We start from the raw sequence: 20,672 nt of genomic DNA, 5'->3' as shown, positions 1-20,672 counted from the left end.
AACGAAAAACCTGCGACGAATGGAGACTGCGCTTCCCCCGACACTCCGCATCATCACATGATTGGTACAGTAGTTGAATTTCTAAGCCTTGGGAATGTTTCTTGGAAATGCGAGAAATATATGATCCCCAGGCAAAACGGTGCAAAAAAGTCCGATTTGCACCGTTTCAGTGCAGCAATGCTTGTACTGCTCGCCGATTAAAGCATTCTGCGAATCGGATATACCCTGACATATTGGCTGCGCGTTCCCACGTGATAGCTGAACTGCGCAGAAAAGTGCATTCGAGAAAATCGGATATGCGGATGATTGAAATGACGTCTTGGCTGATCGAAAAAACACAAGGCTCCCGGAGCACGCTGATGCCCGTTGGTGCCCAGCCACGCAACATGAAAGGGCAGCAGGCTTGATGTCGCGACAGACGGACAATGCTTACCCGAAACCGCTCGTAATGCCCAAGCGCAATCGCAGCGGTGCCCTTCGCCTGTTGATTGTCGGCATTTTGCTGACTGTCGCCGCAATCGCCTATTTTGTGTTTCGCGACCAGTTGGGAGACGGATTTGCCCTTGTCCTCATGGGCATTCTTTCGATGGTAGGCGTCTTCTATCTTTTCGGCGCTGCAACCGGCCTCATTCAGTTCAGCCAGAAGAACGGTGAGCAGGACCTTGCTCATTCGTTCATGGATTCGCAGCCCGAGGGAACGGTTATTTCCGATGCGCGCGGCCAGATTGTTTATGCTAATCAGGCTTATGCCGCCATGACCGGAGTTGCTAATGCGGAAGGCGTTCGCTCACTTGATAATGTGCTGACGGCTGAACCAGCGGCATCAGATGCCGTTTACCGCCTGACGAATGCCGTTCGCGATGGTCTGTCGGCACAAGAGGAAGTGCGGCTTTCTGGCGGTCTTTCTCGTGAAGCTCATGGTTCGCTGGCTCCAGTCTGGTATCGCATCAAGGCACGTCCTATCGAGGCGGGGCAGGAATTCAAAAGCCCGCTCGTTGCCTGGCAGATCGCGGATATTTCCGACGAGCGTGCGGAGCAGGAGCGTTTCTTTCAGGAACTGCAGGAAGCCATCAATCACCTTGACCATGCACCAGCGGGCTTCTTTTCCGCTGATCCTTCGGGTCGGATCATCTATCTCAATGCGACGCTTGCGGAATGGCTTGGCGTCGATCTGACCCAGTTCACGCCGGGATCGTTGACGCTCAACGATATCGTGGCAGGCAGCGGGATGGCACTCATCAAGGCGGTGAAAGCCGAGCCGGGCACGAGCCGTAACACAGTTATCGATCTTGACCTTATCAAGCGGAACGGACAGAGCCTCGCTGTTCGCTTCTATCACCGCGTTCAGGCCGCGCGTGATGGAACACGCGGTACGAGCCGTACCATCGTTCTGGATCGTGCGGAGGGTGAAGACTCATCGATGGCGCTGCGCTCCGCCGAAGTACGCTTCACGCGTTTCTTCAACTCGGCTCCGATGGCCATCGCTGCGGTTGATGCCGCCGGACATATATTGCGCACCAACGCGCGCTTCCTCGATATTTTCGCTCCGGTTGTCGATCGTGATGCGATTGATGGCAATGCAAAGCTTGAAATCGTCGTGCACGAGCGCGACCGTGAGACTTTCAACCGGGCACTTGCAGCCGCTTTCGCCGGACAGGCGAGCATTTCGCCTGTCGATACGGTTTTGCCGGGTAATGAAGAGCGGCATATCCGCTTTTATATGAGCCCGGTAACCGATCTGGGTGGTGAACGCGCCGAAGAAGCGGCGATTATCTCGGCTGTCGAGACGACCGAGCAGAAAGCTCTCGAAAACCAGATGGCGCAGAGCCAGAAGATGCAGGCCGTTGGCCAGCTCGCTGGCGGCATTGCGCATGACTTCAACAACGTTCTGACGGCGATCATCATGTCGTCGGATTTGCTGCTGACGAACCATCGCGCATCCGATCCGTCCTTCCCGGACATCATGAACATAAAGCAGAATGCCAATCGCGCGGCCTCGCTGGTGCGCCAGCTTCTGGCATTCTCGCGTCGTCAGACACTTCGCCCTGAAGTGCTCGATCTGACCGATGTCCTTGCAGACCTGCGCATGTTGCTGGCACGTCTTGTCGGCAAGGATATCGAGCTGAAGATCGACCATGGACGCGATCTCTGGCCGGTCAAGGCCGACCTCGGGCAGTTCGAGCAAGTTGCCGTCAATCTGGCGGTGAATGCACGCGACGCTATGCCGGAAGGCGGTGCAATCACGTTGCGCACGCGTAACGTGCCGACGCAGGAAGCTGCAAAGCTTCATTATCGTGATCTGCCGGAAGCAGATTATGTGGTCTTCGAAGTGGAAGATACCGGAACGGGTATTCCTGCGGACGTGCTTGAAAAGATTTTCGAGCCGTTCTTTACGACGAAGGAAGTGGGTAAGGGCACCGGGCTCGGTCTGTCGATGGTCTATGGCATCATCAAGCAGACCGGTGGCTTCATCTACTGTGATTCCGAAGTTGGAAAAGGCACGACGTTCAAGATCTTCCTGCCGCGTCTTATCGAGGAAAAACGCGCTGACGATGCGCCAGTCGTTGTGAAGGAAAAGAAGGTCGAGAAAGCGACCGATCTTTCCGGTTCCGCGACCGTTCTCCTGGTGGAAGACGAAGACGCGGTCCGTATGGGCGGCGTGCGCGCACTCCAGTCACGCGGTTATACAGTCCACGAAGCAGCATCCGGTGTCGAAGCGCTTGAGGTCATGGCCGAACTTGGCGGCGAGGTGGATATCGTCGTATCGGATGTGGTCATGCCTGAAATGGATGGCCCGACGCTACTGCGCGAACTGCGCAAGACTTATCCTGACATTAAGTTCATCTTCGTATCGGGTTATGCGGAGGATGCGTTTGCACGTAATCTTCCAGCCGATGCCAAGTTTGGATTCTTGCCAAAGCCTTTCTCACTCAAACAGTTGGCGACAACTGTTAAGGAAATGCTGGAGAAGCAGGATTAATATTTCGGCGAGGCTGACACCGTGATGCCTGAAGGCAATATTGCCATTCTTGGAGGCGGGCCATCTGGTCTGATGGCTGCCGAAAGATTGTCCGCTCGGGGCTATCGCGTGACGGTTTACGAACAGATGCCCACGGTTGGTCGCAAGTTTTTGCTCGCTGGCAAGTCTGGCCTGAATATTACGCATTCGGAAGAATTTGCAGCTTTTGCGAAGCGGTACGGCTCAAGCCGTGACCGTATATTATCAGCGTTGACCGCTTTTGGTTCGACCGAGTTACGCACATGGGCGGATGAACTTGGTGCGGAGACTTTTATCGGTTCATCCGGCCGTGTTTTTCCTAAGGCGATGAAGGCGTCGCCGCTTTTGCGTGCGTGGGGAAAACGTCTGGAAGATCGGGGTGTTCGCATTCTCACTCGACATCGCTGGCTTGGCTTCGAGGGTAATGGTCTCCGTATCGAGAACCCGGATGGTATTCAGACGATTACATGTGACGCTGTGCTCTTTGCTTTTGGTGGCGGAAGCTGGCCAAAACTCGGTTCCAATGGCCTCTGGATTGATGAGTTTCGACGCAAATTAATCGATATAGCGCCGTTTCAACCTGCAAATTGCGGTTTTGATGTTGCTTGGAGTGATTTCTTTGCCGAACGCTTTGCCGGTGAACCGGTGAAGTCGGTCACCGCGACGTCCAGTGAAGGCACGACACAGGGCGAGTTTGTCATTACGCGCGGTGGGGTGGAGGGTAGCCTCGTTTATGCTCATTCCGCAGCTCTGCGCGACCGCTTGCAGGAGAATGGGAAGGCGTTTCTGACACTCGATCTGGTTCCGGGACGAACTCTTGAGCGGCTGGTGGCTGACATTTCCCGGCAAGATGCAAAGCTGAGCTTCGGTAATCTTCTGCGCAAGGCGGCAGGTCTTTCCGGCGTGAAGGCAGCTCTTGTGACTGAGTTCACCCGCGACAGAAATCCGAAAGCGCTGGCCGCCACGATCAAGGCTCTTTCCATTCCGCTACTCCGCCCACGCCCGTTGGATGAAGTGATTTCGTCAGCAGGCGGTATTCGCTGGCACGAAATCGACAAGAACTACATGTTGCTAAAGCTGCCTGGCATTTTCGTTGCAGGAGAGATGATTGACTGGGAAGCACCGACTGGTGGTTATCTCCTGACCGCCTGTTTCGCTATGGGCCTTGCGGCAGCGGACGGTATCGATACATGGCTCGAGGCAGGTAACACGTTCGGCGGGAAATAAGCTGACGCTGCCTTCTTTAAGTGGAAATCAGCACATTCGGATATACGGCTGATCGACTGCGGGCTAAGCTATTAGGCAGTGGCATTGAATGCTTGCCGTCTGAGGGGAAGGTACATTCGCATGAATACAGCTTCTGCCGTCGCTGAACACCCGCTTTTGAGACAACGAGACGGGCATCATGCCCGGGTTACCTTCGAGGAACTGTTCTTCGATCTGGTGTATGTTTTCGCAGTTACGCAATTGAGCCATGAGCTTCTGCACAATCTGACGCTGACCGGCGTTGTCGAAACGCTGATCCTCTGGTTCGCAGTGTGGCTCGGCTGGCAATATACCTGCTGGGTAACAAACTGGTTCAACCCGGAGACGCCGCAGATGCGCAGCCTTTTGTTCTGCGTGATGCTGCTCGGTTTGATTATGGCATCCTCCATCCCCGGCACTTTTGCAGACAAAGGCTGGATATTCGCACTGGCTTATGTGGCAATGCAGGCCGGTCGGACTGCCTATATCGTGTTTGTCTTGGGGCAGGGCCATCCGCTTGCCGCCAATTACCGGCGAATGCTCGGATGGTTTGCGATTTCCGCTGTCTTCTGGATAGCCGGTTGTTTCGTCGAGCATGAGGCTCGTATGGCTTTGTGGCTGATTGCCGTACTTTGCGAATATTTATCGCCGATGCTGGGCTTTGCGCTACCGGGCCTCGGACGTTCCCATACCAGCGACTGGACCATAGAGGGGGGACATCTTGCAGAACGATGCCAGTTGTTCGTGATCGTGGCGCTCGGCGAAACGTTGCTGGCTACTGGTGCGTCCCTTTCCGGCGCTGAAGAATGGAATATGCCCCTCATGTCGGCCCTGCTTGCAACCTTTGTCGGCACGCTTGCCATGTGGTGGCTGTATTTTGGCACTTCCAGCAAGGACGCAACAGAAACAATCACCCATTCCACCGATTCCGGGCGGATTGGTGCATACTTTCACTATGTCCATGCCATTCTGGTTGCGGGTATTATCGCAACTGCAGTCGGAAACGATCTGGTGATGGAGCATCCGCACGACCCGTTGAAAACAGCCTATGTACTTATTCTGGTAGCGGGGCCGGCGATCTACCTGATCGGCAGCGCGATCTACAAGAAGGTCGTCTATGGTGTCATCCCTATGTCGCACATCTTTGGCGTTCTGGCCCTGCTGATCGCGATCCCGGTCGGTTATGTGGCCGATCTGTTGGAAATGGGCATATTGACGACGGTTATCATGCTGGTTGTGAGTATTTGGGAGGGGCGTAATAAAAGACTGCGCAGCGCTACGGGGGCAGGATAGGCGGGGCTTTCGGCGTTGTCGTCCGATCCCTATCTACGGACACAGGTCACTTTTTGGAAGCTCGTAAGGCATCATGTCAGATACACAGTCCGTCGATAATGGCCATGTAAAAGTTGCCCGCAAGGTCGACATTGTGGTCATCGGAGCTGGTCAGGCGGGGCTTTCGTCGGCCTATCATCTGAATAAGCTTGGGCTTGCAGGAGAGCGGCAATTTGTGGTTCTCGATAAGGCTGTAGGGCCGGGCGGAGCTTGGCAATTCCGCTGGCCTTCGCTGACGCTCAGAACCGCGAACGCCATTCATGATCTCCCCGGCATGAAGTTCGAGGACATTGTCGAAACGACTAATGGCGAGGTACGCGCATCGGTTGCCGTCCCGCAATATTACCGTGCATATGAAGAAAAGTTCAATCTGCCGGTGCACCGTCCCGTCATGGTCAAAGTGGTTTGTGACCGCGGAGAACGGATTCGCGTGGAGACCGATAGGGGCAACTATTCGGCACGCGGGATCATCAACGCAACGGGTACGTGGGAAACGCCCTATATTCCGCCTTATCCCGGTGCAGAACTGTTCGAAGGCCAGCAGCTTCACACACGTGATTACCAAACAGTGGATGCCTTCAAGGGTAAACGTGTTCTGGTTGTTGGTTCGGGCATCTCGGCTGTGCAACTTCTGGACGAGATATCGCGCGTGACAGAAACTGTATGGGTCACGCGGAAAGAGCCTGCTTTCCGGGAAGGCCCGTTTACACCGGAGCTTGGCCGTGCTGCCGTGGCTTTGGTGGAAGAACGTGTACGCCGAGGTTTGCCACCGGGATCGGTGGTTTCAGTGACAGGTTTGCCATTGACACCGGCAATCGAAGCTGCTCGAGCTAGGGGTGTGCTCAACAGGTTGCCAATGTTCAGCGAGATCATGGAAACAGGTGTTCGATGGGACGACGGAACCGAACAATCCTTTGATGTTATTTTGTGGTGCACGGGATTTCGTAGCTCGCTCGACCATCTTGCCCCGTTGCAATTACGCAGTACGGAAGGTGGCATCCTCATGACCGGTCGTTTGGCGACACAGGTTGCCATTGATCCTCGCATCCATCTTGTTGGTTATGGCCCGTCTGCCTCGACCATCGGTGCAAACAGGGCAGGCGGTGCCGCCGCGCAGGAGTTGGCAAGCCATCTCGGCCTGATATGATCTGACATATGATTATTTGCGAGGGGCAGTATGAAGCGTATTGTGAAGTTCGTCGGCGGTCTTCTGCTTGCCATTGTGCTTGGAGCAATTCTCTGGCTGACGGTTCGACCACCTGAACTCTTGCGTGTGGGAACCGGCTATGCCGCCAAGATCATCTGCTCGAATGTTTTCGTTGCAGGCCGGGATGCTGATTCCGTCCTTGCAGACGATGTTCAAGCACCGGGAAACCCGCTTCTGCGATTTCTGAATGCTTCTCTCGACAAGAATAACAGCAGCGTGACGGTGCGTATTTTTGGGTTTTTCGCACCAAGTACCGCAACCTATCGCCCTGCACTTGGATGCGCGAATATCCAGAAAGACGATTTGCGCGTAGAAATTCCAACAGGCCCGCAGGTACCGGCGGAGCCGATCCGGATTGAGGCCGATCCAGCAGTGCAGGCTGTGATTGAGGATCAGGCACTTGCTGGTCCGGGTATGCGCGCGATTGCGGTCATCCGAGATGGCAAGCTGATCGCCGAGAATTACGGTCCGGGCTTTAATGCTGATACGCCTTTATTGGGTTGGTCCATGACCAAGTCCGTCATTGCGACATTGATTGGCATGCGGATTGCCGAAGGGCGCATGAGCTTGGAAAGCACCGCGCTTTTGCCGGAATGGAAAAGTGATGAACGGGCGAAGATTTCTCTCGCAAACCTGATGGCGATGAATAGTGGCCTGCGCTTCGATGAAGATTACGGCACCGTCACCGATGTCACGCGCATGTTGTATCTGGAGCCTGACATGGCCGGCTTTGCTGCGTCTTTGCCACTGGAGGCCGCGCCTGGGACGAAATTCAATTATTCCAGTGGAACGGCCAATATTCTGTCAGAGCTGTTCATGGACAGTTTCAATAGTCGCGAGGAGGCTCTGGCCTATCCACGGCTGGCACTTTTCGGTCCGCTTGGCATGAGCAGTACTATTCTGGAAACGGATGCATCAGGAGTCTTTGCCGGTTCTTCCTATATGTACGCAACGGCCCGTGACTGGGCGCGGCTGGGCGCGTTTCTTGCTGATGGCGGAAATCTATATGGAAAGCCGGTTCTGCCTGCAGACTATATTTCATTTATGCGCACACCCAGGCCGGAGTCCGATGGGCGCTATGGTTCCGCTCAGGTCTGGTTACAGATTAGCGGCGTGAAGGCTGGCGTGGACGGCATTCCCGAAGATGCTTTCTGGATGTCAGGACATGACGGGCAAAGCGTGATGATCGTTCCATCGATGCATCTTGCCGTAGTTCGTCTTGGCCTGACACCGTCACGCGTGCGCTATAATGTTCAGCACCTGAATGCCAAAATTATTGAGGCTGTCCGACAGGTGCACTGATCGTCAGCTTGCGAAAATCATTGCCGCTCGGATTCTGGAAGGCGCTGAGGCCGAATTCCGGCAGAACCGCATAAAGATGATCGAAAATATCTGACTGGATTTGTTCGAACGACGCCCAGACGGTCGTGTTCGTGAAGCAGTAGATTTCGAGCGGCAGGCCTTCGGGCGTAGGGTCCATCTGGCGTACCAGCAAAGTCATGCCTTTGTGTACGCCGGGATGATTGCGCAGATAATTGTCCACATAGGCGCGAAATGTGCCGATATTGGTGAACTGACGCCTGTTGACCGGATTATTGGCGCGGTCGCCAAGCTTCTGGTTCCATTCGGCGATTTCTTTTGCCTTTTTCGGCAGATAATCCACCAGCCAGTCAACTGTACCAAGTCTGGCTCGCTCCTCATCCGACAGAAAGCGAATAGTGTTCTGATCGATATAAAGCGCACGCTTGATGCGACGCCCGCCGGATTCCTGCATGCCGCGATAGTTCTTCATCGGCTCGGTGATGAGTTTGCGGATCGGAATGGTGGTGATCGTCTTGTCGAAGTTCTGCACCTTCACAGTATAGAGCGCGATTTCGGTGACATCGCCATTGGCGTCGAGGTTCTTCATTTCAATCCAGTCGCCGACACGGACCATGTTGGAAGAGGCGATCTGCATACTGGCGACCAGTGAAAGCAATGTATCCTGAAAGACCAGGATAAGCACGGCGGCCATGGCGCCGACACCCGAAAGAAGGATAACCGGCGACTTGTCCAGCAGTGTCGCGATGATGAGAACCGTCGCGATGATATAGACCGCCAGCTTGGCGACCTGAATATAGCCCTTCATGGGGCGGAATCTCGCCTCTGGACGGCGGTGATAGAGTGTGTCGACAAGCCCGAACACAGCGTTGACCGCCAGAGCCAACGTCAGAATGATAAAGGCGATAGCCACATTTCGGATGACGGTGATAACGCCCTCGGGAAGCCCCGGCACCGCCATGATTCCGGACGAAATAATCAAGGCCGGAACGATGTTGGCCAGGCGACTGATGACGCTGTGTTTCTTGAGCTCTTCGTCCTGCCCGAACGACGTTTTCTGGACAATACGATCAAGCAGTTTGAGCAAGATCGCCTTGATCAGAAAGTTTGCAATAAAAGCTGAAAGAAATAATCCCCCGAGCGCGCTAAGCGTTTCCGCCCAAGGATGAGCAATAAAAAATTCCGACAATAGACTTTCCTGAGACTAACCTGATGAAACTTAGCGGCTATGCTGCGATGCCTGCATTGCGTTCTACCAGGAATTAAGGCGGTCGTATGAAGATTTCAACCGCGAGCGATGACCATTTGCATCAAAACCCCGGCCAGTAGGCCGGGGTAGACTTGCCGAATTGACTATTAGGACGAGATTACTGTGCCGGAGGAGGCGATGCGGGGGCCGTATCGCTTGCCGGCGCGTCAGTCGCCGGAGCATTCGTCTCCTTTGCCGCTGAAGGATCAGCCACACCATCCGCAAAAAGCTTTGAGCGGTCAAATGCCGGAGCATCGGTCAACTGTTGTTTGGTCGCCTTGATGACCAGCCATTTTTTGCCGTCGCTACGGGTTGCAAGCTGCAACTGATCGGGGCTTACTGCAACGTCCTTTTCTCCGATACCGAGAAAACCACCCACGCCTATCACTGCGGCCTCAATCTCGCCTTCGGGGCTGGCGATGAGGTCATTCAGCTTGCCGACAGTCTGGGCATCGGCCGCGTCACTTTCATAGACATTCTGTCCGATGAAAGAGGAGACGAGAATCTGGCCTTCTTTCGGTTCCAGAAAGCCGACCTTGTCGGTTTCGCCCGATGTGGGATTGCCAAACATGTCCTTGGACGAAACAGGCATTTCCTCTGCCGCAGCCGGTGGCTCGGCAGGCGCGGGCGCTGGAGCTGTTGTCTGAGCATAGGCTGCGCCGCCAATCAGCAATGCACACGTCGTCGTCAGAAGTTTAGTCCTGAACATAACTATCTCCTTTATACGTTCGGTTGCTTAGACTGAACGTAGAAATAGTCGCTTCGTTCCGAAATTAATTGAATTGTTATCTTCCGTTATACAATTACATATAGCCTGATGTTTTGCTTTATAGAAACCCGGAATAAAGAAAGGCCCGCACAAGACGAGCCTTTCTATTTGCATTCTCCGCCAACTAAACTTAGCTGCAGCCGCTTGTTGCACCGCAGGTATCGCACTTCAGGCAGGTGCCATTGCGGACCATGGTGAAGTTCTGGCACTCGGTGCAGCTATCGCCGGTATAGCCTTGCATCATCGACTTGATGCGGCGGTCAGCTTCCAGCTTCTTGGCAGCATTTGCGCTTTCCGCACGGGCAGAGGCAGCGTCTGCAGCAGCCTTGTCGGAGAAAAGTTCAGTTGCCGAGGCGCTTTCCTGCTGTTGCGCCGGTGCAGCCTGTTCCTCGAACTCGCGCTTGAAGGCTGTCGCACCGTCCGTCACCAGACCGATCGTTGCCGGGCGATTGCCTGTCGGAGCGGTCGACTTCAAGGTTGTGACATTGGAAGCCTGCGGAGCAGAACTCGTAGATCCCTTGGCTTCGTTACCTGAGTTCGTCACCAGCGTAGGCTTGTAACCGCGCGTCCAGCCGGTCGAGACCAGATTGGTTTTGCCTTCCTTGATGCCCTTGCCGAGCGCCGTATTGCCAAAATCGCTTGTGTCGACGTGAGCGAGGTCATTGCGACCGAGATAGGACACGGCCAGTTCGCGGAACACATAGTCGATGATAGACGTTGCGGTCTTGATGGCATCGTTACCGATGACCATGCCAGCCGGTTCGAATTTCGTGAAAGTGAAGGCTTCCACATATTCTTCGAGCGGCACGCCGTACTGCAAGCCGAGCGATACGGCGATGGCGAAGTTGTTCATCATCGCACGGAAAGCAGCGCCTTCCTTGTGCATATCGATGAAGATTTCGCCAAGGCGTCCGTCACCGAATTCGCCGGTGCGCAGATAGACCTTGTGTCCACCGACGACTGCCTTCTGGGTATAGCCCTGACGACGGTTCGGCAGCTTTTCGCGTTCATGCACGATCTTTTCTACAACCTTCTCGACGATCCGCTCGGTAACCTGAACTGCACGGGCCGCCGCCGGCGCTTCGATCAGTGCCTCGACTGCATCGTCCTCGTCCTCATCATCAGAGATGAGGGCGGCGTTGAGCGGCTGCGAAAGCTTGGAGCCGTCGCGATAAAGCGCGTTGGCCTTGAGGGCCAGCTTCCAGGACAGCATGTAGGCGTTCTTGCAGTCCTCGACGGTTGCGTCGTTCGGCATATTGATCGTCTTGGAGATCGCGCCCGATATGAACGGCTGCGCGGCGGCCATCATGCGAATGTGGCTATCGACCGACAGATAACGCTTGCCGATCTTGCCGCACGGATTTGCGCAATCGAATACAGCGTAATGCTCTTCCTTGAGGAAAGGCGCACCTTCGAGGGTCATCGCGCCGCAAACATGGATGTTGGCAGCTTCGATGTCCTTCTTGGCGAAGCCCAGCGCCGGGAGCATCTCGAACGAGAAATCGTTGAGCTGTTCATCGGTGAGCTTCAGTACGTCCTTGCAGAAGTCTTCGCCCAGCGTCCACTTGTTGAAAGCGAACTTGATGTCGAATGCGCTCTTGAGAGCGGCATTCAGGGCTTCTATCGTCTCATCGGTGAAGCCCTTGGACTTCAGCGAAGACGGGTTGATGCCCGGCGCCTGATTGATGTTACCGTGACCGACTGCATAGGCTTCGATTTCGGCGATCTGGCTTTCTGAGTAGCCGAGCGTGCGGAGTGCTTCCGGCACAGCGCGGTTGATAATCTTGAAGTAACCGCCACCGGCCAGCTTCTTGAACTTTACCAGTGCGAAATCCGGTTCGATACCGGTCGTGTCGCAGTCCATGACGAGGCCGATCGTGCCGGTCGGCGCGATGACAGTGGACTGTGCGTTGCGATAACCATGCTTCTCACCGAGTTCCAGCGCCTTGTCCCAGGCTGCGCGAGCATGAGTAATCAGGTCCTGATCCGGGCAATCTTCGGCAATCAACGCCACTGGATTGACAGCAAGGCCTTCATAACCTTCGGTCTCACCATGGGCAGCGAGGCGGTGGTTGCGAATGACGCGCAGCATGTGCTCGGCATTGGGCTCATAGCTCGGGAAGGTTCCGAGTTCCTTTGCCATTTCAGCAGAGGTGGCATAGGCCACACCGGTCATGATCGCCGTCAGCGCACCGCAGATCGCGCGGCCTTCGTCGGAGTCATAAGGAATACCGGAAGTCATCAGCAGGCCGCCAATATTGGCATAGCCGAGGCCGAGCGTACGGTATTCATAAGAGAGACGGGCGATTTCCTTCGACGGGAACTGCGCCATCATCACCGAGATTTCGAGAACGATGGTCCACAGGCGCGCCGTATGCTCGTAAGCCGCAATATCGAACGAACCGTCCTTGTTGCGATAGGTGAGCAGGTTGATCGACGCCAGATTGCAGGCCGTGTCGTCAAGGAACATATATTCCGAGCACGGATTGGAAGCGCGGATCGGACCAGCCGTCGGGCAGGTGTGCCAGTCGTTCATGGTCGTGTTGTAATGCAGGCCCGGATCAGCGGACGCCCAGGCGGCGTAACCGATCTTTTCCCAAAGATCGCGCGCCTTCAGCGTCTTCATGACACGACCGTCGCGACGAGCCGTCAGGTTCCAGTCGCCGTCGTTTTCGACAGCGCGCAGGAATTCGTCCTTCAGCGAGACGGAATTGTTGGAGTTCTGGCCAGAAACGGTGAGATAGGCTTCCGAATCCCAGTCCGTGTCATAGGTCTTGAACTGAATATCGGTATAGCCCTGACGCGCGAACTGGATCACCCGTTTGACGTAGTTCTCCGGAACCTGGTTCTTCTTCGCAGCCTTGATTTCACGCTTCAGGGCAGGGTTCTTCGCCGGGTCGAAGCAATCATCATTGTCGGCTTCGCAGTTGACGCAAGCCTTCATGATGGCGGTCAGATGCTGCTTGACGATCTTGGAGCCGGTGACGAGCGAAGCAACCTTCTGCTCTTCCTTGACCTTCCAGTCGATATATTCCTCGATATCCGGGTGATCGATGTCGACCACCACCATCTTGGCGGCGCGGCGGGTCGTACCGCCCGACTTGATTGCGCCCGCAGCACGGTCGCCGATTTTGAGGAAGCTCATCAGACCGGAAGACTTGCCACCGCCGGAAAGCTTTTCACCTTCGCCGCGCAGATAGGAGAAGTTGGAACCGGTGCCAGAGCCGTATTTGAAGAGGCGTGCCTCGCGGACCCACAGATCCATGATGCCGCCTTCGTTGACGAGGTCGTCGCCAACGGACTGGATGAAGCAGGCATGCGGCTGCGGATGTTCGTAGGCCGACTTGGACTTGGTCAGCTTGCCGGTTTGCCAGTCAACATAGAAATGGCCCTGGCCGGGACCGTCGATGCCATAGGCCCAATGTAGGCCGGTGTTGAACCATTGCGGGCTGTTTGGAGCCACGCGCTGCGTTGCAAGCATGTATGCAAGCTCGTCGCGGAAGGCGAGGGCATCTTCCTCGGAAGCGAAATAGCCACCCTTCCAGCCCCAGTAGGTCCAGGTGCCGGCAAGACGGTCAAAAACCTGGCAGGCATCCATTTCGGAGCCATAGCGTTCGCTTTCCGGCAGCTTGGCAAGCGCGTCCTCGTCAGCGACCGAGCGCCACAGCCACGAAGGAACGTCGTTTTCCTCGACCTTCTTCAGCTGTGCGGGAACGCCAGCCTTGCGGAAATACTTCTGCGCGAGAATGTCAGCGGCAACCTGGCTGAACTGCGCGGGCACATTGATGTTTTCGAGGCGGAATACGATGGATCCATCGGGATTCTTGATCTCGCTGGTCGCAGTCCGGAACGCGATGTCCGCATAGGCCGACTGATTCTCTTTCGTGAAACGGCGTTCGATCTTCATCTGTCCCATCCAAACGTTCTATATATAGTAGCTCTAGTGACGGTTTTCAGCCACGGCCTGTCTGTATCGCGTCTCTGTCAAAACAGCTCTTCTGCGGGGAGGAGCGTCTTGTTGGGGAGAAAACTCCCGGAAATCCGCTTCCGCATCATCGAAAGCCCACGAAAAAACGCCTCAGGGGAGCTTAATTGCAACCTTGCTGGCATTATCGAAGTTCAAAATCAGCGGAACGAAAAATACCTTATCTTGTAAGAAGCATGAGCGCAAATACTAAATCTAGTGTTAACGCTGTTTCTGCTCGACGCTGCATCTGCTTCTCCAGAGACCGGCACGCCCAGATTCTGGGCGCAAGAAAGCACCAAGCGAAAATCGCACTTTCAAAGCGCTACGCCCGTTCGATACTCAACTTGACCGAAAAAAAGACCGGCAGATTACAACATCCGATCACGCTACCTACGCAACGATAGCTCCATAAAAAACGACTCGGATGCGACCGTCAAGCAATGGTTTGCTGCAACACTCCAGCATCTAGATATTGTGCGTAACAGCTTGGGGCAAATGTGGATAACGGGGAGAAGCGACACTTTTGCGAACCAAGCCGGCTACAAGGTTTTGGGAGCCAGAAAAGCCGCTTGTAGTGGCAGCCTGAGGGGGAATTTCGGTAGAATGCGCCTAAGAAAGCGGAAATCCCCACGAAAAGAACGCTATACAGAATAAATGTTGGCAGTGCAGGCTGCGAGTTACTCACTCGGCGGCCGCAGCGATCCCCGAATCACCAAACTGGTTCAATATCTGCTTCAATTCGGTTTCTTCAACACGATGGGCCGCCTCCTGCGGCGACACCCATTCACAGATGCGTTGATCCCGTTCAGGCCAGTCTTTCTCCTGCCCGGTAAACTGCACTGCAAATACCGCTGCTGTGAACTGGTTTATGCGTTCAGGCGGAAGATCCGTCTTGCAATAGCAGAAACTGCCAATTGGTACGGGTGAGACTTCGCCACGGATGCCAGCTTCTTCATAGGCTTCGCGAAGCGCTGTTTCCGCCAACGTGCGACCAACCTGCGGCCAGCCCTTGGGGATGATCCAGCGGCCTGTTCCGCGGCTCGTGATGACAAGAACCTTGAGGGCACCCATGTCGCGACGATAGACCAGCGCCGCAACCTGCTGCAAACGACCCGAAGGCGTTAGAATACGCTTTTCGGTTGCAATAAGTTGTTTGGCCTGCGTCTTCACCGCGAAAATCCCCCTTTTTAAATAGCATGATCCGATTCGCCAAAATAACAACTGATTAGTTAGGCAGCAGACCTTTGAAAATATCCGAAAAAAGCTTTTATTTTAAAGATATTACTAAAATTATGGGATGGGATGGCTGCTTTGAAAATGCTATCCGCCCTTAATCGGCGTTATTTCGGAGCGCTTTCCATAAGGTGCGATTGCGGCGGAAATATCACCGCAATCGCGTTCATTTGTTTTCGTTTCGTAGCGTTTTCATAAAACGAATATCGAGTTTGCACCGGTTCTGACCGGATGCGCAACGTGTCAGCCGCGCTTGTCGCCTGCGATCGGCTCCTGATAGGTAAAGCCCATATCCCACGGGAAGTAGATCCAGGTGTCCTGAGAAACCTCTGTCACAAAGGTATCGATCAGCGGACGGCCTTTAGGCTTGGCATAGACCGTTGCAAAATGGGCCTTCGGCATCATTTCGCGAACGATGGCTGCGGTTTTGCCGGTGTCGGTCAGATCATCAACGACGATGACGCCTTCGCCGCCATTTTCCAGAAGCGTTTCGCTCACGCCCTTGAGGATCTGCATGTCACCTTGCGACGTGTAATCATGATAGGAGGCAATACAGACGGTTTCGATGAGGCGAATACCGAGTTCGCGGCAAACGATTGCCGCCGGAACCAGACCGCCACGCGTGATGGCGACAATTGCATGCCAATCGCGATTCATGCCGGAAATGCGCCAGGCGAGGGCGCGGGCATCGCGGTGGAATTGATCCCAGGAAACGGGAAAGGCTTTATCTGGCAAGGACATCGAAACGCTCCGTGGAATGATCCGGAATTCGTTCTCCGGACCTTTAAAAACCAAAAATGCGCTGTGACGGATTGCCAAGCGCTGTAACTGTCAGGATCTGCAGCTTTTCTTCATCCGCGCCCATTTCAGGCGGGCGGCGGGAGAGGAAAAGGCTCTCCACCCGGCACAGTCAGCGCCGGGTGATGCTGATAACCGCAAAAATGGTGTTCTTGCAAGCGCGTCGTGTCATCTGATGCCAGTTGTCGGGTCAAACTGGCTTTAATAGTGTCGTCTAACGCGAGAAAAGCGTGAGAATGGGCAACTCGTTCAACATGGATCGTGTCACGCCACCAAAAACCAGTTCTCGCAGCCGCGAATGACTGTAAGCACCCATTACCAGAAGATCAGCGCGTTCCGCGATGATATGTTCCCGCAACGCATCCTGCGCATAGCGTCCGTTGGATGCAATGGCCGCAGGGGTTACGTTAATGCCATGCCGCGATATCGACTCTGCAATATCATGGCTCGCCAAAGCCTGATCCTCGCCTTCTATTTCCGGCGGGTCGACCCAAACGATTTCCGTTCTGTCTGCATGTTTCATCAAGGGCAGGGCGTCGAAAGCGGCCCGGGCCGCTTCCCGCTTGCCGTTAAATGCGACGACGATGCGGTCGAGCGAAACCATCTGTAGCACCGGTGCATAGGGAACCAGCAAAACGGGGCAGCTTGAATTGAAAACAATCGCATCGGCGGTTTCGTCATTGGTGGCAGGATCGTCCGGGTCGGGCTGTCCAGCGACCAGCATTTCTGCCCCAAGACATGCCGTCAGCACACCATCTGCGGCTGTGCCCGTTTCCGAACGCGTGATGCGATATTCATAATTGATGCCCTGACGGCGCATTTCCTCTTCGAAGACATGTTTCAGTCTTTCGGAAAGCTCCTTGTGCTGCTTGTCGTGCAGTTCGAACATTCCCGGATCGATGAAGCCGTTCGGGTCGGCATAGACAATGGGAGAAGGAATGGAATAAAGCCCGATAACATGAATATCGGGCACCTTCTGCTTTAGAAGTCCAACGGCGGACGCAACCCGCTTCAACTCGGATTCACTGCGAGAATAGGCAACCACCGTCTTGTAGGACATGACCGAACTCCTTCCGGTTGTTCTTCTATTTTAGCATATAGTGCAACGAGTTGCGCGGGCAAAAGGTTGCAAAGGATTAAGCAGCTCCTTCGGTTTCCAGCGATGAGATCATTTTTTCGATTGCATCGATTGCCGTATCTATTTTTTCTGGATCACTTCCGCGGACAACCAGCTCCGTGCTGAAGCGTCCATTCTCGAATTTCGGATAAGAACCGATGATCGTCTCGGGGTTTTCCTTTTGAATTTTCGTCAATGGAGCGCCGATCACGCCTTCGCCAAAGGGACAAAGCACCGATCTGGACAGAAGTTTGCGACCGGTCTTCAGTGTGGGCAGCACATTGTCGAGCATAGCCTGAAAGACGGACGGCACGCCCGCCATCACATAGACATTGCCGATATGAAAACCGGGTGCAGCGGAGATAGGGTTCGCTATATGCTCCGACCCTTGCGGCATGCGCGCCATGCGCTTGCGTGAGTCGGTGAATTCCAGTCCGCGCTTTGCATAATTGTCGCCGAGCAGCTTCATGGCTTTCTCGTCATAGATGCACGGCACGCCAAAGGCCGCGGAAACCGCATCGGCGGTAATGTCGTCATGGGTAGGGCCTATCCCGCCTGACGTGAAGACATAGTCATAATGCGGCCGCAACGCATTGAGAGCCGCTACAATGGCCGCTTCCTCGTCCGGGACAATCCGCACTTCCTTGAGATCAATGCCTGCCGCTGTGAGAACATCGGCGAGATGCCCGATGTTCTTGTCCTTGGTGCGGCCTGAGAGAAGCTCGTCGCCAATTGCCAGCATGGCGGCCCTGACGGCTTGCTGCGGATTGTTGGTCATATCCAGACTCCATTTCTGACATCAGTTAAGCCCCAGCAGGACAAGGCTGCAACTGCTTTATTTCAGCATTTCCTTGGTTTGCGAGAAGTTGCGCCTTTTCAAAGAAGGCCGCTCCCCTAATTGAACCTTTCGAGGTTGGGGCCTCACAAAACGGGATATGGAGACGTCACATGGTTAAAGTGCTGGTGTTGTATTATTCGGCCTATGGTCACATGGAAAAAATGGCCAAGGCTGCCGCTGAGGGGGCAAGGGAAGGCGGTGCGGAAGTCACGATCAAGCGGGTGCCGGAATTGGTTCCGCCTGATGTCGCGAAGGCCTCGCATTATAAGGTTGACCAGGAGGCGCCGATTGCCACGCCGGCTGAACTTGCGGATTACGATGCCATTATCATCGGTACTGCCACCCGCTACGGCATGATGGCATCTCAGATGAAGAATTTTCTCGACCAGACCGGCGGGCTTTGGGCAAAGGGCGCGCTCATCAACAAGGTCGGGTCGGTGATGGTTTCAACAGCCACCCAGCATGGTGGGGCGGAACTGGCGCTTATTTCCACGCAGTGGCAGATGCAGCATCACGGTATGATTATCGTCCCGCTTTCCTATGCTTACCAAGGGCAGATGGGTAACGATGTGGTGCGCGGCGGTGCTCCTTATGGGATGACGACAACAGCTGATGGTGACGGCTCCCGCCAGCCTTCGGAGCAAGAACTGGATGGTGCCCGGTTCCAGGGTAAACGCGTTGCAGAGATTACCGCAAAGCTGCATGGCTAAGTCCTATTAGATAAAGAAAAGCCGCAGCATCAGCCTGCGGCTTTTTTCATGCAGACTGTTAGAGAGCTTACTTAGTGCCTTCTGTTTTATTGTCTTTTTGACAACATGATAAGTGATCTGAGCGTATGGGATGTTGACGCTTGCCTTGTCGAGCTCGATCTTCACCGCGTCGATTGCATCGACTGCCCCTCATGTTTACAGGTCAGGCTAAAGCGATAGCGCTTCCCCTTAAAACTGACAGCTCCTTCCCACGACTAACCCACGGTTTTGCCATTGAAAGCTCTCCTTTTAATTGCTAAGGACGCGCATACCCAAGCGATGCCCGCATGGTGAAATTGGTAAACACTGCGGACTTAAAATCCGCCGCCCGTTTGGGCTTGCCGGTTCAAGTCCGGCTGCGGGCACCACTATAGTTACTCCTGCTTTGAATTGTTGATTTAGCGGCCTGACACCACATTGGTTTCAGAGGGTAACCGGTCGTAAATCTATCTGGTCAAACGATGCATTCCAGCTCAAGTTCAGACCTTCAACCTTGTCTGCATTGTTAAACCCATGTAGCCATGGGCAAATCCCGCAGGAAATGCAGAAAGTCGAATGATGACCGCCTTCGTCAAATCCGTATCCGAGGCCGAAAAGGCAATGCGCGCGCTGTTTCCCGAAACGCCGCTGCAACTCAACGATTATCTGTCGCGGAAATACGGTGCGGAAATTTGGCTCAAGCGCGAGGATCTCACGCCTGTCCGCTCCTACAAGATTCGCGGTGCCTTCAACTTTATTTCCAAGGCTGTCGAAACGACCGACAAGAACGCGGTGTTCGTTTGCGCCTCCGCAGGCAATCACGCGCAGGGCTTTGCATTCGTCTGCCGTCATTTTGGCCGCAAGGGTGTGGTTTTCATGCCGGTTACGACGCCGCAGCAGAAAATCGACAAGACCCGCGCTTTTGGCGGCGAGTTCATCGAAATCAAGCTGGTGGGTGATATTTTCGATGTTTGCTATGCTGCCTCGCAGGAATTTGCCGCAAGCCAGAAAGGCGTGATGGTTCCGCCTTTCGATCATCCCCGCATTGTCGAGGGACAGGCGACGGTGGCGCTGGAAATCGAACAACAATTGCCGGAAGGAAAGAAGCCCGACTTTATCCTGCTGCCTGTCGGCGGCGGCGGACTGTCTGGCGGCGTTACGCAATATGTTTCCGATCTGGGCTGGAAGACGAGTTTCCGCTTTATCGAGCCGCAGGGCGCAGCGAGCCTGAAGGGAAGTCTTGAGGCGGGCAAGCGTATCAAGCTCACCCATGTCGACAATTTCGTCGATGGTGCGGCTGTGGCAGAGATCGGCAAGGAAAATTTCAAGCTTCTCAAAGGGTTCGATCCGAAAACTGTCATAACGGTTCCGGAGAACCGGCTTTGTGCAACGATTATCGAAATGCTCAATATTGAGGGTGTCGTGCTCGAGCCCGCCGGCGCGCTCGGCATCGATGCGCTGAAGGATTTCAAGAAGAATGATCTCAAAGGCAAGCGCGTCGTCATTGTTGTCTCGGGCGGCAATTTCGATTTCGAGCGCCTGCCGGATGTGCGTGAGCGCGCACTGCGCTTCGAAGGCTTGAAGAAATATTTCATTTTCCGCTTTCCGCAGAGGCCGGGTGCGCTTCGTTCATTCCTCGATCTTTTGGGACCGGAAGATGATATCGCGCGTTTCGAATATCTGAAGAAATCGGCGCGCAATTTCGGTTCCGTGCTGATCGGCATCGAAACGAAGAACGCATCAAACTTCAAGCTTCTGGAAAAGAAATTCGCAGAAGCCGGTTGGGCTTATCAGGACATCACGGACAATCAGGTACTCGCTGATTTCATCATCTGATTTTGATGGTTTAAGCGAAATCGGTTGCTTTTTCG

At 54.6% G+C, this 20,672-nt stretch carries 14 protein-coding genes and 1 tRNA gene; 8 read left to right on the top strand and 7 right to left on the bottom strand.

Annotated elements, in window-relative coordinates; all coding sequences use genetic code 11:
* Window positions 1-406: 406 nt before the first annotated feature.
* The 5 genes from cckA to F9K94_RS02650 all read left to right on the top strand — a co-directional run bounded on the left by cckA (window position 407) and on the right by F9K94_RS02650 (window position 8,084).
* Entirely contained in the window at window positions 407-2,980 is a 2,574-nt protein-coding gene (cckA, locus tag F9K94_RS02670) for a cell cycle histidine kinase CckA (RefSeq protein ID WP_151643506.1), read from the top strand.
* Between the two features lie 24 nt (window positions 2,981-3,004).
* Window positions 3,005-4,225, top strand: a complete 1,221-nt coding sequence (locus F9K94_RS02665; RefSeq protein ID WP_151643504.1) for a TIGR03862 family flavoprotein — start codon at window positions 3,005-3,007, stop codon at window positions 4,223-4,225.
* 120 nt (window positions 4,226-4,345) lie between these two features.
* Entirely contained in the window at window positions 4,346-5,536 is a 1,191-nt protein-coding gene (locus F9K94_RS02660) for a low temperature requirement protein A (protein ID WP_151643502.1), read from the top strand.
* A gap of 73 nt (window positions 5,537-5,609) precedes the next feature.
* Window positions 5,610-6,722: an NAD(P)-binding domain-containing protein gene (locus F9K94_RS02655; RefSeq protein WP_151643500.1), complete on the top strand. Its 1,113-nt coding sequence runs from the start codon at window positions 5,610-5,612 to the stop codon at window positions 6,720-6,722.
* A 30-nt stretch (window positions 6,723-6,752) separates the two neighbouring features.
* The gene (locus F9K94_RS02650; protein ID WP_151643499.1) at window positions 6,753-8,084 is read left to right on the top strand and encodes a serine hydrolase domain-containing protein; all 1,332 of its coding nucleotides are present in this window, start codon (window positions 6,753-6,755) and stop codon (window positions 8,082-8,084) included.
* On the opposite strand, the gene F9K94_RS02645 is transcribed toward F9K94_RS02650, so the two are convergent.
* From F9K94_RS02645 to F9K94_RS02610, 7 genes are all read right to left on the bottom strand, one after another.
* Window positions 8,056-9,291 (bottom strand): mechanosensitive ion channel family protein, encoded by a 1,236-nt coding sequence (locus F9K94_RS02645; protein ID WP_151643497.1) that lies wholly within the window; start codon window positions 9,289-9,291, stop codon window positions 8,056-8,058. The genes F9K94_RS02650 and F9K94_RS02645 overlap by 29 nt on opposite strands.
* Before the next feature lie 178 nt (window positions 9,292-9,469).
* Complete coding sequence (locus tag F9K94_RS02640; protein ID WP_151643495.1) at window positions 9,470-10,060, bottom strand: PRC-barrel domain-containing protein; 591 nt, start codon at window positions 10,058-10,060, stop codon at window positions 9,470-9,472.
* Window positions 10,061-10,250: 190 nt separating this feature from the next.
* Window positions 10,251-14,027 (bottom strand): vitamin B12-dependent ribonucleotide reductase, encoded by a 3,777-nt coding sequence (locus F9K94_RS02635; RefSeq protein ID WP_151643493.1) that lies wholly within the window; start codon window positions 14,025-14,027, stop codon window positions 10,251-10,253.
* A 741-nt stretch (window positions 14,028-14,768) separates the two neighbouring features.
* Window positions 14,769-15,257, bottom strand: coding sequence for an NUDIX hydrolase (locus tag F9K94_RS02625; protein WP_151643490.1), 489 nt, complete (start codon window positions 15,255-15,257; stop codon window positions 14,769-14,771).
* A 306-nt stretch (window positions 15,258-15,563) separates the two neighbouring features.
* On the bottom strand, window positions 15,564-16,061 hold the full coding sequence (gene gpt / locus F9K94_RS02620; protein ID WP_061346287.1) for a xanthine phosphoribosyltransferase: 498 nt from the start codon (window positions 16,059-16,061) through the stop codon (window positions 15,564-15,566).
* A gap of 271 nt (window positions 16,062-16,332) precedes the next feature.
* The gene (locus F9K94_RS02615) at window positions 16,333-17,178 is read right to left on the bottom strand and encodes a universal stress protein (protein WP_151643488.1); all 846 of its coding nucleotides are present in this window, start codon (window positions 17,176-17,178) and stop codon (window positions 16,333-16,335) included.
* A 76-nt stretch (window positions 17,179-17,254) separates the two neighbouring features.
* Window positions 17,255-18,013, bottom strand: coding sequence for a competence/damage-inducible protein A (locus F9K94_RS02610; RefSeq protein ID WP_151643486.1), 759 nt, complete (start codon window positions 18,011-18,013; stop codon window positions 17,255-17,257).
* A gap of 170 nt (window positions 18,014-18,183) precedes the next feature.
* On the opposite strand from F9K94_RS02610, the gene wrbA reads away from it, so the two are divergent.
* The 3 genes from wrbA to ilvA all read left to right on the top strand — a co-directional run bounded on the left by wrbA (window position 18,184) and on the right by ilvA (window position 20,637).
* A complete protein-coding gene (wrbA, locus tag F9K94_RS02605) occupies window positions 18,184-18,783 on the top strand; it encodes an NAD(P)H:quinone oxidoreductase type IV (protein ID WP_151554924.1) in 600 nt (199 codons plus the stop codon).
* Window positions 18,784-19,103: 320 nt separating this feature from the next.
* A tRNA-Leu gene (locus F9K94_RS02600) sits at window positions 19,104-19,190 on the top strand.
* Window positions 19,191-19,377: 187 nt separating this feature from the next.
* Window positions 19,378-20,637: a threonine ammonia-lyase IlvA gene (gene ilvA / locus F9K94_RS02595; RefSeq protein ID WP_151643484.1), complete on the top strand. Its 1,260-nt coding sequence runs from the start codon at window positions 19,378-19,380 to the stop codon at window positions 20,635-20,637.
* The last annotated feature ends 35 nt before the right edge of the window (window positions 20,638-20,672 follow it).

The organism is Brucella tritici (assembly GCF_008932285.1).
Lineage (GTDB): Bacteria > Pseudomonadota > Alphaproteobacteria > Rhizobiales > Rhizobiaceae > Brucella > Brucella tritici.
Note: the sequence above shows the minus strand (reverse complement) of the source record. Positions and strands in the feature narration are given on the sequence as shown.

Coding starts and splice junctions, on each gene's coding strand:
- cckA (WP_151643506.1), top strand. CDS start 407: ATGTCGCGACAGACGGACAATGCTTACCCGAAACCGCTCGTAATGCCC.
- F9K94_RS02665 (WP_151643504.1), top strand. CDS start 3,005: ATGCCTGAAGGCAATATTGCCATTCTTGGAGGCGGGCCATCTGGTCTG.
- F9K94_RS02660 (WP_151643502.1), top strand. CDS start 4,346: ATGAATACAGCTTCTGCCGTCGCTGAACACCCGCTTTTGAGACAACGA.
- F9K94_RS02655 (WP_151643500.1), top strand. CDS start 5,610: ATGTCAGATACACAGTCCGTCGATAATGGCCATGTAAAAGTTGCCCGC.
- F9K94_RS02650 (WP_151643499.1), top strand. CDS start 6,753: ATGAAGCGTATTGTGAAGTTCGTCGGCGGTCTTCTGCTTGCCATTGTG.
- F9K94_RS02640 (WP_151643495.1), bottom strand. CDS start 10,060: ATGTTCAGGACTAAACTTCTGACGACGACGTGTGCATTGCTGATTGGC.
- F9K94_RS02635 (WP_151643493.1), bottom strand. CDS start 14,027: ATGAAGATCGAACGCCGTTTCACGAAAGAGAATCAGTCGGCCTATGCG.
- gpt (WP_061346287.1), bottom strand. CDS start 16,061: ATGTCCTTGCCAGATAAAGCCTTTCCCGTTTCCTGGGATCAATTCCAC.
- F9K94_RS02615 (WP_151643488.1), bottom strand. CDS start 17,178: ATGTCCTACAAGACGGTGGTTGCCTATTCTCGCAGTGAATCCGAGTTG.
- F9K94_RS02610 (WP_151643486.1), bottom strand. CDS start 18,013: ATGACCAACAATCCGCAGCAAGCCGTCAGGGCCGCCATGCTGGCAATT.
- wrbA (WP_151554924.1), top strand. CDS start 18,184: ATGGTTAAAGTGCTGGTGTTGTATTATTCGGCCTATGGTCACATGGAA.
- ilvA (WP_151643484.1), top strand. CDS start 19,378: ATGATGACCGCCTTCGTCAAATCCGTATCCGAGGCCGAAAAGGCAATG.